Source organism: bacterium (genome assembly GCA_016716565.1).
In the GTDB taxonomy this organism is placed as follows: Bacteria; Bacteroidota; Ignavibacteria; order Ignavibacteriales; family Ignavibacteriaceae; genus IGN2.
In genome coordinates this window covers 1,002,270-1,017,212 of record JADJWC010000002.1, presented here as the reverse complement: position 1 = coordinate 1,017,212, position 14,943 = coordinate 1,002,270, and the positions used below count along the sequence as shown (strand labels likewise).

At 36.3% G+C, this 14,943-nt stretch carries 9 protein-coding genes; 7 read left to right on the top strand and 2 right to left on the bottom strand.

Annotated features, from left to right (window positions below):
* Nucleotides 1-33 precede the first annotated feature (33 nt).
* Nucleotides 34-402, bottom strand: a complete 369-nt coding sequence (locus IPM14_11350) for a hypothetical protein (GenBank protein ID MBK9098688.1) — start codon at nt 400-402, stop codon at nt 34-36.
* 187 nt (nt 403-589) lie between these two features.
* Between IPM14_11350 and IPM14_11345 the strand changes: the two genes are divergently transcribed.
* The 7 genes from IPM14_11345 to IPM14_11315 all read left to right on the top strand — a co-directional run bounded on the left by IPM14_11345 (nt 590) and on the right by IPM14_11315 (nt 13,678).
* Nucleotides 590-1,333 (top strand): SdiA-regulated domain-containing protein, encoded by a 744-nt coding sequence (locus IPM14_11345; protein MBK9098687.1) that lies wholly within the window; start codon nt 590-592, stop codon nt 1,331-1,333.
* Nucleotides 1,334-1,567: 234 nt separating this feature from the next.
* A complete protein-coding gene (locus IPM14_11340; protein ID MBK9098686.1) occupies nt 1,568-1,876 on the top strand; it encodes a DUF1844 domain-containing protein in 309 nt (102 codons plus the stop codon).
* Nucleotides 1,877-1,882: 6 nt separating this feature from the next.
* Entirely contained in the window at nt 1,883-2,785 is a 903-nt protein-coding gene (locus IPM14_11335) for an NAD(+)/NADH kinase (protein ID MBK9098685.1), read from the top strand.
* Nucleotides 2,786-3,028: 243 nt separating this feature from the next.
* Nucleotides 3,029-5,641, top strand: a complete 2,613-nt coding sequence (locus IPM14_11330) for a TonB-dependent receptor (GenBank protein MBK9098684.1) — start codon at nt 3,029-3,031, stop codon at nt 5,639-5,641.
* 84 nt (nt 5,642-5,725) lie between these two features.
* Nucleotides 5,726-9,859, top strand: a complete 4,134-nt coding sequence (locus IPM14_11325; protein ID MBK9098683.1) for a response regulator — start codon at nt 5,726-5,728, stop codon at nt 9,857-9,859.
* A gap of 473 nt (nt 9,860-10,332) precedes the next feature.
* Nucleotides 10,333-10,713 carry a hypothetical protein gene (locus tag IPM14_11320; protein ID MBK9098682.1) on the top strand — a complete coding sequence of 127 codons (381 nt, stop codon included), beginning with the start codon at nt 10,333-10,335 and terminating at the stop codon, nt 10,711-10,713.
* A gap of 253 nt (nt 10,714-10,966) precedes the next feature.
* Complete coding sequence (locus tag IPM14_11315) at nt 10,967-13,678, top strand: T9SS type A sorting domain-containing protein (protein MBK9098681.1); 2,712 nt, start codon at nt 10,967-10,969, stop codon at nt 13,676-13,678.
* 114 nt (nt 13,679-13,792) lie between these two features.
* On the opposite strand, the gene IPM14_11310 is transcribed toward IPM14_11315, so the two are convergent.
* Nucleotides 13,793-14,935 (bottom strand): KamA family radical SAM protein, encoded by a 1,143-nt coding sequence (locus IPM14_11310; protein MBK9098680.1) that lies wholly within the window; start codon nt 14,933-14,935, stop codon nt 13,793-13,795.
* Nucleotides 14,936-14,943 lie beyond the last annotated feature (8 nt).

Below are 14,943 nucleotides of genomic sequence, written 5' to 3'. Positions count from 1 at the left end.
CTATATAAATAAATACATCTCAGAACGAAAGAATTAATTTTCCTGAAGTAAAGGATTATTTATTTCTCTTTTTTCCAGAATTGTAAGAACATTTCTGAAACGAGGTAGGAAAGAAATATATAAGCCTACTACTTTAACCTTGTATGTATTTCCAGCTTGAATAAGGCGATAAATTTCATCAGCGTTGGATTTGTTATTGTGATAGTAATTGTTTTCATTTAAGAAGACTTCTTTATCGGTGAATATAAAATATCTTCCCTTCTCGCCGGACCACACTTCTTTGTTGGTAACTTTTATGTCAATTACCTCTTCAGTAAAGATTGGTTCGAAGAAAACAAATCCAAAAACCAGAACGCACAGGATAATTATTATCCCGAAAAACATAGAAATTTTTGACATCATTTACAGTAACTCTCCTTCCTCTCTAATTGTGATTATATTTCAAGCATCCCACCGCATATATCACGCCGAAAACTAAAAAACACACACTTGCTATTCTACAGTATTTTTACACTTTACGCAACCATCAATTTTAACGAGGAAAGCATATATTATCCCCGGATTTTCAATTTTTTAGGAAAAAATGTAATTGGAAAGAAAAATCATCTACATAGTTATACCAGCTCTATTTCTTTTAATTTCCTTTTGCGGAACGAATAAAAAGGATGAAAAAGTAAAAACCTTAACTTTTTCAGTGGCTGAAAAAATTCCTGTGTCCGAACCATCCGGTCTTGCTCTTTCTTCGGATGAAAAAGCATTTTGGACGGTAAGCGATCAGACTGCGGAGGTTTACCTTTTTGACGGCTGGGGAAAAATAATTAAAAGCTTTGATCTTGACGGGGAAGATCCTGAAGGAATTACAATAGTGGATGACAGTACGCTTGCGGTTGTTCTTGAAAGATCACGGGAAGTTGTTATTCTTGATACGGCCGGAAATGAAATTAAACGTGCTTCTATTAATCTTAAAGGAGATTTGAATACAGGCCTGGAAGGAATAACATATGATCCAGCAGAAAAAAAATTTTATGTTATAAATGAAAAGAAACCTCTTTTACTAATTACACTAGATCGAAATTTAGCCGAGATAAAAAGAGACACGCTTAATTTTTCAAAGGATATATCAGGAATATTTTATGATTCTGATCTGAAAGTGTTATGGATTTTAAGTGATGAAAACCAGCGTATTTACAAAACCGACCTTTCGGGAAATCCAATTGAGGAATTTAAGATTAAAGTTACTCAGCCCGAGGGAATTGCATTTAACAAAGCAAGAACGAGACTTTACATAATTTCCGATCGGACAGAAAATCTTTATGTCTTCAACCTAAAATAAAAGTTAGGAGTTAGGGCTATAAGTTTGTCAATAGTTCATGAGAAAGTATCTTTTCTTAAAATATTGTAAGTTTGCCTCGTTAGATAACATTTTTATTAGATCAACTAAATCTGTTAGATAATATTTCTAAATATTTCAATTTGACCCATATTTATCTAACGAGATAAACTCAATAGATAAAATTACAGCAAATGATTTTTTAAGCGCGTTAAAACTAAATCAGGGAGGGAAAAAATGACTGACGCTAATCACAACATTCTTTTTATGCAGCTCATCATTCAGAATCAGCAGATTGCAATGATGTCGATGGGTAAAATTAAAAATCCGGTTACAGACAGAGTTGAGCGTAACCTGGAACACGCTAAAATATATATTGACACCCTCGATATGCTTCTCGCAAAAACAAAAGGTAATCTTTCAGAATACGAGGAAAAATTTCTTATCGAAACCCTGAAAGATTTAAAGTTGAATTACGTCGATGAAGTGGATAAAGACAAAAAGAAATCAGAACCGGAAAAAGAAAAAACCGGGGAGAAAGTTTAATCTCAAATGGTAGTTGGTATAATTGCAAATATTACCAAGGGGAATATTCTGGATGTCGTATCATCCTTCACGACAAAGTTGAAGGAGAAAAAGTTAGATTATCTCCTCACAAATTCAATCGTTGAATCCAAAGGAAAATTTAAAATCAAATCCTCTTCAAATTTTAATTTGGAAGATGATGAAGTTTTCAAAAATAGTAACGTTATAATTTCTATCGGCGGTGATGGAACTATGCTGGCAACTGCATATAAAGCTCATCAGTACAACAAACCAGTGCTAGGATTGAATCTTGGTAAACTTGGTTTCCTTGTTGAAACGGATGTGGCTCAAATGGACAGCGTGATTGATCTTCTGAAAAAGAAAAAATATTCAATCGAAGAGCGAATGGTCTTATCCGGAATTTGTTCTGCTCACACCACAGGTGAGCTTGTTGCTGTAAATGATTTGGTTATTGAAAAAGGTGGCTGGCCTAAAATGATTGAGCTCACTGTTTGGGTGGATGATGAATACGTTACAACTTTTTCTGCTGATGGATTGATAATTGCAACTCCAACCGGTTCAACAGGATATTCGCTTTCAACGGGCGGACCGATTGTTGCACCAACTGCAAAAGCGATTACACTTTCTCCGATATCTCCGCACAGTCTTACTGTTAAGCCCGTCGTTTTATCTAGCGAGCAGGTAATAAAATTGCGGGCGAACTCACCCCATAAAAGTGTACAGGTAAGCTGTGATGGTCAGCGTGTTTTTAGTTTCCAACCTCCATTAGAAATTGTTATAAAGAAGAGTAACAGACCATTAAAACTTATTAAAACCTCCCTGACTACCTATTTTGAAACCCTGCGAAACAAGCTTATGTGGGGAATTGATGTTCGGGTTAATAAACTTAATAATAAAGGAAAGAATTAGCCGCAATATATTATTGCCAATCATAAGATATATTTTGCTTGCAACTTTAACTTTTTCTTAAGAAGTTCCCTTTGAGTTAAATAAATATTTGCTCAAATGAGGGATCCAACCAAATATTGTGTTTTAATTGTTCTATTATTTTTATTATCGTCTCACAAGACATTTCTCATAATTCACATAAAAAAAGTAAAGCGAACATCAAATCAGCTTTTCCTAGTTATATTCTACTCAGTTTTTATATCATTGATACTTTTTACAAATCATTCATTCTCGCAGGATATAAGTGGTGACATTGAAGGAAGAATTGAAGATACTCTTGGAAATACTCTGGCAGGAGTAAATGTTTCGCTTCAAAGTTCAAGTCTTCAGGGAAGTCGGGGTGCCACAACAAATGAAAAAGGATTCTTTCAAATTCTGAATTTACCCATCGGCGAATATGCTGTTTCACTTAGTTCTGTTGGATATCGTGAATTAAAAATTGAGCATGTTCAGATTCAGTTAGGAAAAACAACAAATCTCGGAATTATCATACTCAGCGAGCACACTATTAATCTGCCTGAAGTAACTGTGGTTGGTAAAAAGTTGATTATCGATCCATTATCTACAAGTTATGGGGGAAATATAATTGCTAAAGATTTTGAACAACTTCCGGTTGATAGAAACTATAAAAGCATAACGACCCTTTTGCCGCAAACTAATTTAAGCTACTTCGGAGATGAAGTGAACATTGGCGGTGCAACAGGATTTGAAAATAAATATTATGTCGATGGAATCGAAGTTACTGATCCGCTGATAGGAGCAGATGCAACAAATCTTCCTTATAATTTTATACAGGAAGTTGAGGTTAAGTCGGGTGGTTATAATGTTGATGCCCGGAGTGCACTTGGTGGATTAATGAACGTTGTTACTTTTTCAGCTTCAAATGAATTTCACGGCTCAGCTTTTGGATTTTATACAAGTAATAAGCTAGCTGAAAATAAAAAACTTGGTTTGAGCGATGTTACACAAGGCGACTATTCTAACTATGACTTTGGATTTGGAATCGGCGGTCCAATAATTCTGGATCAATTATGGTTTTATGCAGCATATAATCCAACATTTAATAACAGAGATGTGGATGTTCCAAGCTTCGGCACACAGCAGGATAAAATACTCAGACATCTGTTTGCAGCAAAACTTAACTGGCGAACTTCTGACAAGTTACAAATAATATTTACTGCAACGGGCGATCCTGCAAAACAAAATGCAGTTGGAAGAGGTATTAATGTCTCTCCTTCAATTCTGCTTAATATTGATCCTTACCTGATGGATGTTAAGTCCGGAGGAATAAATCTATCCTTGAAAGGAACTTACACATTCAACAAAAATTTCTTTATTGATGGATTAATTTCAAGAGTTGACCGGAATGAAATTGTAGAACCTTCAACTCCGGCAGGCTCAGAAGTTCTTTACAAAGATTATCTGAATGATGCCTGGTCAGGAGGAATAGGGGGTAGGATGGACTCTTACAGATATAGCTACGCTGGCAGGATTACCTCAACTTTACAGTTGAACGATCACAATATTAATGTTGGTGCAGAATACAAAACAAATTACGTTAATCAAAATCATAATTATCAAGTTATAGAAAGATTTGATTCAGCGTATTACGGAGAATCAATTGGTGAAGCATTGGCAGAAGTTTATAACCGGATTCCCTCCTTGTTTATCCAGGATAGCTGGAGAATTTCTAACAGATTAAACGTAACTGCTGGAATCAGATGGGAATCCCAAACTGCTGTAGGTTCAAATGGTGAAATTGCTCAAACTTTATCTGTTCCTTTACAGCCTCGTCTGGGAATTGTATATCTTCTCAATGATCAGGGAACACACAGATTGTTCGGTTCATTTGGAAGATTTACACAGGAATTTGGACTCTGGCAATCGCTACAATATCATACTGATACTGGTTATGACTACTGGATTTTATTTCAACATGATCCGCGAATCGATAATACTGGAGGCGATACACTTTATAATTTTAAACATACAATAAAACCTGAAGTAAAAGATCTCGAAGCTCAATACTTCGATGAATTTACTTTAGGCTACGAAACATTAATTGGCAATAATTTTCGTATTGGTGCGCAGGGAGTTTACAGAACTCTCCGACAATGTATTGATGATGTTTGGTTTGAGGAAGAAGATAGATATCAATATGGAAATCCTGGCAGCGGATTTTTATCCGCCTGGCCAGAACCAAAGAGAGATTACACTGCTCTGGTGATTACGTTGGAAAGAAGAGGAGATGAGCATTTTAACTTTCTAGCTTCCTATGTCTTCTCCAGAAACTATGGCAATTACGAAGGACTGTTTGATTCCTTCAAACACGGTTTATTTCCAAATGAAAATGCATCTTTTGATGATCTGAATACTGCAGATATAAATTCAACAGGATTGCTTCCTAATGACAGGACACACGTCTTTAAATTTTCAGGCTACTATCTCTTTCCTATCGGATTGACTGTAGGCATATTTTTTATAGCTCAGAGTGGAGCACCATTAAGTGAATTAGCAAATACAGGATTTGGAATTAAATTTTTGTCAGAACGCGGCTCTGTTGGTAGGACGCCATTTATCTGGGATCTTAATGCGCGATTTACATACAATCTTCAGTTTATAAATTCCGTTAATTCAAAAATAATTCTTGACGTCTTTCATATTGCGAGTCAACAGAAGCCCGTAGACATTGTTCAAAAAAAATATAACGGAATAGATGAGAACGGAGATCCTATTTGGCCTTATGACAAATATGGTGAGGTTTTCAGGTATCAGCCATCACTATCAATGCGTTTAGGAATTGAAGTGAGTTTTTAATAAAAACAATTATTTACTCAGTTGCATAGAAAAATTAACATACGTGTCTTAGCTTGCTGCTTATTTGCACTGACAATCTTATTATTGTCTTACCAGACTTCTGCACAGAATTATGTCCCTGAGAAAACCATAATCAAAAAAGCCTCTGCAGAGTATGGGTTCGATATAAGTTTTTCCTGGACGATTTTTCAGGATCGAAAAGGCTTTTTATGGATTGGAACATCTGGCGAGCTATTAAGATATGATGGACTTAGATTTAAGGCATATAGAAACGAGCACGAAAATGTTCACAGCCTGGCAGCTAATGCTGTAAGAGTAATTTATGAGGATAATTCTGGAATTATTTGGATAGGCACCGGTGGAGGCGGACTAAATAAATACAATCATGATAAGGAAAATTTTATCAGATATATACATAATCTGAATGATTCAAATAGTATTAGTGCAAATTATATCTATTCTATCTGTGAAGATAAATCCGGAAATCTATGGATTGGCACCGAATTGGGATTAAATTTTTTTAATCGCCGCACTGAAAAATTCAGAAGCTATAAAAATATTCCCGAGGACTCAACAAGTTTAAGCAGTAATTTAGTAACTGCAGTATTCGAGGATTCAAAATCTAATTTGTGGATCGGAACGATTGATGGAGGACTAAATTTATTTGACCGGAATAGCAACAAGTTCTTCCGTTTTATACACAATCCTGAGGACGCCAAAAGTTTAAATCATAATAAAGTAACCGGGATATGTGAAGACAAATTTGGAAATGTGTGGGTATCAACTTTAGGGGGCGGATTAAATAAAATAACATACCGTGACGATATTCATTCTACTTCTTTCATAAGTTTCAAAAACATTCCGAATGATCCAACAAGTTTGAGTGATAATGACATTGCTTCTTTCTACATAGATAAAAACAACACTATGTGGCTTGCAACCTGGGGCGGTGGTTTGAACAGAACAATTTCAAGTCTCAACGATTCACAACTTTTATTTACTTCTTTTAAAAACGATCCTGATGATCCAACTAGTCTAAGTTCTAATAATGTATCCACAATTTTTCAGGATAACTCTGGCATACTTTGGATTGGCACCTGGGGTGGAAGTATCAATTTAATTAATCTTAAGCAAAAACAATTCAAACATTATAATAGGGAAAAAAATAATCCAAATTCACTAAGTGCTAACGGAGTAATGTCGATTTTCGAAGACAGAGCAGGGATTATATGGATCGGAACCTGGGATGGAGGATTGAATAAGTGGGATAGATCCACCAATAAATTTACTCACTACAAACACAACGCTGATGATCCCTTTAGTTTAAGTGATAATTCGGTATCTGCAATTTATGAAGACAGTTCTGGTGATTTTTGGATCGGTACCTGGAATGGCGGACTGAATAAGTTTGATAGAGCTAGGGGAAAATTCTATCACTTTAATCATAACTCAAAAGACCCGTCAAGTATTAGTGATAACAGAATTCTATCAATTACAGAGGATGAGTCAGGTAATCTTTGGATTGGAACATACTATGGAGGCCTGAATAAATTTGATAAAAACATTGGAAAGTTTACTCATAACAAAAATATTCCTGATGATTCAAACAGTTTGAGTTCAACTGATGTACATGAACTACTGCTTGATAATTCTGGAATTCTCTGGATTGGGACAAAACATGGGGGTTTGCAATCACTGGATTTGAAATCGGAGAAATTTTCCCTATATAAAAATATTCCGGGTGATATAAATACAATAAGTAATGATAAAATTTCAGATTTATATCAAGACAAATCAGGAACTTTATGGATTGGTACCCAGGATGCAGGTTTAAATAAATTTGACAGAGAAACAGGAATATTTAAAAGCTATCGAATGGGTGATGGATTAGCCAATAATTTTGTAATGGGAATTTTGGAAGATGATAGCGATAATTTATGGATCAGCACTAGCAACGGTTTATCGAAATTTAATATCGCAAACGAAACTTTTAGAAACTACTATGTTGAAGACGGCCTTCAAAACAATGAATTCGAAGAATTATGTGCCTGCTGGAAAATCAGAACCGGGGAATTAATATTCGGCGGTGTTAATGGTTTTAATATTTTTTATCCTGACAGCATAAAAGATAACATGCATATTCCAACTGTTTACATCACTGATTTTAAATTGTTTAACAAATCCGTCTTAATTGGTTTTGACAGTCTTAGCGGCAGAACAATCTTGAAAAGATCTATAATAGGCTGTGAAGAAATTGAACTTAATCATAGTGATAATGTATTTACTTTAGAATTTGCAGCTTTGGATTTTCAGGCACCAAATAAAAATAAGTATGAATATATCTTGGAAGGATTTGATAAGGAATGGACATATACTGACGCAAATAATTCTTCTGCAACATATACAAACTTAGATCCCGGAGATTATGTTTTCAGAGTCAAGGGGTCAAACAATGATGGTTTATGGAATGAGAAAGGTGCTTTAATAAAAATAATCATCCTTCCTCCATGGTATCAAACCACAATTGCTTACCTGGTGTATATTGTTTTAATAGGAAGTATAATTTATTTCACTTGGAAGACTCAGGTTAAGCGATTAAAATCTAAACATGAATACGAGTTGAGCAAACTTGAAGCAAGTAAAATGCACGAAGTTGATGAAATTAAAACAAGATTCTTCACTAACATCTCGCACGAATTCAGAACTCCACTGACTCTAATATTGGGTCCCGCAAAAAATGTTTTAGAAAGTACACAAGAACCAAAGACGAAGCATGATGTAAGTTTAATAAAAAGAAATGCCGGAAGATTGCTTGGACTTGTAAACCAGCTTTTAGATATCTCAAAGCTCGAATCCGGAAATATGAAACTTCAGACAGCTTCAATGAATATTATTCCCTTGTTGAAAGGATTAGTCTTGTCATTTTCATCATTTGCTGAAAGAAAAAGAATTACGTTAAAGTTCAGTTCTGCAGAGAATGAAATAATGATTTATCTGGATAAGGATAAGTTTGAAAAGATAATTACCAACATTCTTTCGAATGCTTTAAAGTTCACGCCGGAAGGTGGTTCGGTAGAGGTAGAGGCTCGACGAGGTAAGGGAAGTAATAATATTGAAATTAGTGATACCGGCATTGGTATTCCGGCAGACAGGATTGATAAAATCTTCGACCGTTTTTACCAGGTAGATGGTAGTCATACAAGAGAACACGAAGGAACAGGAATTGGATTATCGCTTACGAAAGAATTGATAGAGCTTCACAAAGGGAAAATATCGGTTGAGAGTGAGCCAGGGAAAGAATCAACTTTTACAATTAGTCTTCCTTTAGGTAAAGATCATCTCAGACCGGAGGAAATTTGTGAACCAGATGAAGAGAAAGAGTATGAGAAAGAAATATCTGAAACAGAGCAAGAAGAAGAATCGAAACCGGAAGGAATCAGAGCCGGATTAATCGAAAAAGATTCATTTCCTCTGTTACTCATTGTAGAAGATAACTCAGATGTTCGTTCTTACATCAAAGATAGTCTTAAAACAGATTACAGAATTATTGAAGCTGTGGATGGTGAAGATGGATTAAATAAATCTATCGAGAATTTACCCGATTTAATAGTTAGCGATGTAATGATGCCGAAGATGGATGGATTCAAGCTGTGTGAAAAAATTAAGACTGACGAACGAACAAGTCATGTTCCCGTAATTCTTTTAACAGCGAAAGCAGCAAAGGAAGATAAGCTGGCAGGATTTGAAACCGGAGCCGATGAATATCTTATGAAACCTTTCGACACGGATGAATTGCAATCGAGGATTAAAAATCTTATCGAACAAAGAAAGAGATTACAGAATCACTTTAAAAAACAAGGTCTGATAGAAATAGATAAACAAAAAATCACATCCGTTGATAAGATGTTTTTGCGGAAAAGTTTTGATTTAATTAATAAACATATTTCTGATTCATCATTCAGTGTGGAGATACTTGCAGAAGAGTTAGCTATCAGCCGTTCTGGTTTACAAAAGAAAATTCAGGCGTTAATCGGAGAGACACCCGGTGACCTGATACGAAGAATTAGGCTGAACAAAGCTGCGGAACTAATTAAAAATAATTTCGGGAATCTTTCAGAAGTTGCTCTTGAAGTTGGTTATAATAATCCTGCTCACTTCTCAGAAGCGTTCAAGAAGCAATTTGGTGTAGCGCCATCTCAATATTTGTCAGCCAAATAAAAGGCGAAGGCAGAGGCTTAATAAAACGGCCAGTCACTTATCAAAAAAATGTTAGCATTAATAAACTAATAAGGTTACCGCACCACTTGCTCAGGGTTTTTTACTAAGGTTAAAAGCAGACAAACTAAGGTTTTCAGATTAGTTGACTGATTATGATATTAAAAACGACTTGAAACTTATCATCAGCATAAACCTTAGTAACTTTTGTAACCAATGATATTATCAACCTTATTACCTTATCTAGATTCCTTGATCAACTAATTAGATTTACGGATCACTTACCAAAAGCATCCTCGAAGTAATTTCTACCTAAAAACCACCAACAGTTGCTGATCACCAAATTATTTTGATTGCGATTTACTAAAAAGCGGAAGTTTTTTACTAAAATCTGGTAGATATCCCCTCCTAAAAATCTTACCATATAAGCAAAAAATAAATTTTTTAATGACTTCAAAAAGTAAAACAGGTGTAAGATGCTCACTCAAACAAAAAATGGATATGAAAGTGATCTTGAGCCGACGGAATTTTATTTAAGTCCGAATTACCCGAATCCGTTTAGGGAAAAAACGACAATTAAATACTGTGTTGCATACGAAACACGGGTACAGATTACAGTTTACAATCACGATGGTGATGTAATTGAAAAACTGGTTGATGAAGTTAAGCAGCCGGGCACATACGTAACTGAATTCTCAGCCGTCAGGACTCATTCAGGGGAGGTTCGGAATCTTTCTCCGGGATACTACTGCTACTGTATGATTGCCGGAAATTTTACCAGCGAAAAAATTTGGTTGTGTATAAACCACTTCTCAGGGAAGATTAATATGAAATCACTATTGCAGTTTTTATGGTAAATGTAATCGTAGGGAAAGGTCTCGACTTGTCCCTACAAATGTAGTGTGAGAAATAAAAATGACATTGCTTAATTAAAAAAAATTATCCCCTCCTTAGATAAGGAGGGGTGTCTGAAAGACGGGGTGGTCTGAAAATTTGTTTTTATGTAAGCACCACCCCCGACTAAAGTCGACCCCTCCTCAGAGAGGAGGGGAATAAAGATGGAAAAATTTTCTAATTAATTTATTGAACAACCATAAATAGGAGGTTCTTATGCGATCTAATTTTTTCAAATCGTTCTGGTTCATTACAGTTTTGTTATTGAGCAATGCTGATTTACTTGCCCAGGTAAACTGGATAAAGTACGTGGGGAATCCAATAATAACTGTTCCGGGTGTATGGTACGCAGGTGCATTTGCACCTTATGTCATTTATAACGCTGATTCATCCAGATACGAAATGTTCTTTACGGGGGCAACTACTGCGGGTGGTGGAAGACCTTGTCGAATTGGTCTTGCCTATTCCAATGATGGATTGTCCTGGCAAGTGCGATCAACACCGGTTCTAAATCCATCAGCGGGTCAATGGGATTCCTATACTGTAGAATTACCATATGTTATTTATGAAAATGGATCTTACAAGATGTGGTATTCCGGTGCGCTTAGTCCTACAACCTACAAAATTGGATACGCTACTTCACCTGACGGAATCAATTGGACAAAACATCTAACACCGGTTTTAGAAGCTGGCACTGATCCCTGGGAAGCTGAAGGCGTAGCAGGCAGTTGTGTTATGCCGGTAACAGGTGGATATAAAATGTGGTATGTCGGGGCTAATTCTGGTATGAGCAAGCTATGTATAGGGTATGCTACCTCTGTGGATGGAATTCTTTGGCAAAAAGACACACAAAATAATCCCATCTTAGAACCTGGAATTTCAGGAGAATGGGACGACACGTGGGTAACTAAACCAAGTGTTATGTTCAAGGATAATATCTACTATATGTGGTATTTAGGGACAGGAACTTCCTGGGGACAGTTCAGAATTGGACTTGCTACATCACCGGATGGAATTAATAATTGGACTAAACATTCCGCCAATCCGGTTTTGAGACCATCAACAAGCGGTTGGGATGGGGGTGAAGTAGAATCCCCAGGTGTTCTATTAGTCGGAGATACTTTATATATGTATTACGATGGAAGTCCATCCGGAAATTATGTTTGGAAAATTGGGCTTGCAAAATCTCTCTACTCACCGCCTCTACTTCCCGGAACTTACACTGTCGGTACAGGCGGAAACTTCGCAACAATTCAGGAAGCATTTGATAAACTTGAAACTGATGGAGTTGCAGGTAATGTTACGCTTGAATTGATTGATGAACTTTACACATCACCAACAGATTCATTTGGCTTAAAATTGAACGGCCCAATTCCCGGTGCCGGACCAAACAGCAGAGTCACTATTAAACCTGCTGAAAATAAGAATGTGGTAATTGAAGGAGGCGGAATTTTTGTAATGTACTTAATGAACACTAACTATTTAACATTTGATGGTGTTTCTATAACAGGTCCAACCACACTAACATTTCGTGCTTTATATAATAATCAATTTGTCTATAATAATGGACTTTGTTTTGTAAATAACTCGGACTATAACATAGTTCAGAATACAACTTTTATAAATGAGTCATCTATGAGACTTGGTGTCGTACTGGGTTTTTATTCTGAATTAAATGCACAGGTTACACCCGATAATAATCTGATACAGTCCAATTTTATAAAGCAAGCTGGAATAGGAATTTGGGTAGGTACGCATCAACCTAACTTGCGGCCAACAGGCAACATTATTAAAGGTAACATCATTGGATCGGAAACAGATAGCCTTATTAGCTGGGGAATTCAAATCGAGAAGAATCAAAATGCTCTCATCGAAGAAAATATTGTTGAGAAAATTAGGGGTGCCAGTGCAGAATTTGTTATTGCACACGGAATTAATTGCTACGGATGTTCAGAATCTACAATCCGGAATAATATTGTTCATAATGTTAATACGAGTTATAACAATGGTAGTATGGGTATAGGGTTAACAGGTGATGGTAACACTGTTGGAAATGGAAATCTAGTTTATAATAATATGGTGTACGATATAAATAGCTCCTCATCCGCATCATACAGTAACATTGGCGGAATTCATCTGGAGTATCAGAACAATACCAAAGTTTATTATAACTCAGTTTATTTATCTGGTACAGGAGCCAATCATCAAGGTTCTGGTGCATTGTATATTTGGAATCCTGGGATGAATACTGAAGTAAAAAATAACATCTTTATTAATACAAGAGATGAAGGACAGTACTGCGCTTCTGCAATATATTTGAGGACACAGAACACAGTTTTAAGTTCATCAGACTTCAATGTTCTTAATTATGAGCAAAATAATTACAACTGTCTGGTAAAATCTAATACCGGTAGTTATCATTCATTAGCTGAATGGCAAGCAACAGGTTATGATGTGAATAGCTATGTTGAAATGCCGCACTTTATTTCACCGACCGATTTGCATATTGATAAATCTATAGCAACTTATCTTGAATCGCGCGGGACTCCGATTGCAGAAGTGTTGACGGATATTGATGGAGATATCAGAGATGATGATTCTACTGATATCGGTGCGGATGAGTTTGATGGAATAGTTGGAGTTGAAGATGAAGAAACTCTTCCAACAGAATATGCTCTTGAACAGAACTATCCCAATCCATTCAATCCAAGTACGGTGATCAGTTACCAGTTACCGATAAACGGTGATGTGACACTAAAAGTATACGACATACTCGGTAACGAGATTGCAACTTTGGTTAATGAATACAAACCAGCAGAAAGATATGAGGTTGAGTTCACCGCCGCGGCATTACCAAGCGGAGTATATTTCTATCAGTTAAAAGCAGGAAATTTTATAGAAACAAAAAAGATGTTGCTACTGAAGTAAAAATAACCTCACCCTGTTTCCCTCTCTTAACCAAGGAGAGGGATTAAGGGAGAAGTAAAATAAAAAATGCCATCACGTAGATGGCATTTTTCTTTTTTATGAAATGTATTAGATCTAAACTTCTTCCAGAACAGGCACTTCGACCTTTTTCTTTTCTACTTTCTTTTTCCCGTTGGTTTTCTTTCTCTTGCTTCCGAAACCTTCAGGATTATTCTTGTCAGAATAGTTTTTATACCTGTATACCTTATTCTGGAAGTTTCGTAAGATTATTTCCTCTTCATCCATATGGAGAACGTAATTCGGCAGAATTGGAATTTTACCACCGCCGCCAGGTGCATCAATTACAAAGTGAGGAATTGCCAGACCGCTTGTGTGTCCTCGTAAAGCTTCAGCAATCTTTAGTCCCGTTTCAATTGAAGTGCGGAAATGGTTTGCACCTTTAGTCTCATCTGCCATATACATATAGTATGGACGAACTCTTATTTTCAATAATTTTTGCATCAGTTCTTTTACAACAGCAGGATCGTCATTTACACCTTTCATAATTACCATCTGGTTTCCTACAGGAACTCCGGAATCAGCAAGCATTTCGCATGCTTTTGAGCTTTCAGGAGTAACTTCCCACGGATGATTGAAATGTGTATTCACATAAATCGGGTGATACTTCTTTATCATATTAACAAGCTTGGTTGTAATCCTTTGAGGAAGAACAACAGGCATTCTTGTTCCAAGTCTGATAATTTCAATATGCTTGATCTCACGCAGACGCTGGAGTATTTTTTCAAGCATAGTATCTGTAAGCATCAAAGGATCACCGCCTGAAAGAATCACATCCCGAATTTCTGAATGCTGCTCAAGATAATTGAATGCGCTTTCAAGACCTTTCATTGATATTTTTTCGTAGTCACCGACTTTTCTTTTCCTTGTACAAAAACGGCAATAGATACCACACTGGCTGGTAACTAAAAATAATGCACGGTCGGGATAACGATGAGTGATATTTGGAACGGGACTCATTTCGTCCTCGTGAAGAGGATCTTCTTCCGCATCTATGTCTTCCAGCTCTACTTTTGCCGGTACACATTGAAGCCAGATTGGGTCGCCGGGATAACGGATCAGACTTAAATAGTAAGGATTAATTCGTGCCTGGAAGAATTCATCGAGATCTTCCGCTGTCTTGCGGTCGATACCAAATTTTTCCACGACATGGTCTACAGTGTGTACACTGTCCCTTACCATTTCCTGCCAAAGTTCCATGATAGTTC

What these genes read in the sequence shown, in the direction of transcription:
- IPM14_11340 (MBK9098686.1), top strand. Translation starts at nt 1,568, where the DNA reads ATGACTGACGCTAATCACAACATTCTTTTTATGCAGCTCATCATTCAG.
- IPM14_11310 (MBK9098680.1), bottom strand. Translation starts at nt 14,935, where the DNA reads ATGGAACTTTGGCAGGAAATGGTAAGGGACAGTGTACACACTGTAGAC.
- IPM14_11350 (MBK9098688.1), bottom strand. Translation starts at nt 402, where the DNA reads ATGATGTCAAAAATTTCTATGTTTTTCGGGATAATAATTATCCTGTGC.
- IPM14_11335 (MBK9098685.1), top strand. Translation starts at nt 1,883, where the DNA reads ATGGTAGTTGGTATAATTGCAAATATTACCAAGGGGAATATTCTGGAT.
- IPM14_11320 (MBK9098682.1), top strand. Translation starts at nt 10,333, where the DNA reads ATGCTCACTCAAACAAAAAATGGATATGAAAGTGATCTTGAGCCGACG.
- IPM14_11315 (MBK9098681.1), top strand. Translation starts at nt 10,967, where the DNA reads ATGCGATCTAATTTTTTCAAATCGTTCTGGTTCATTACAGTTTTGTTA.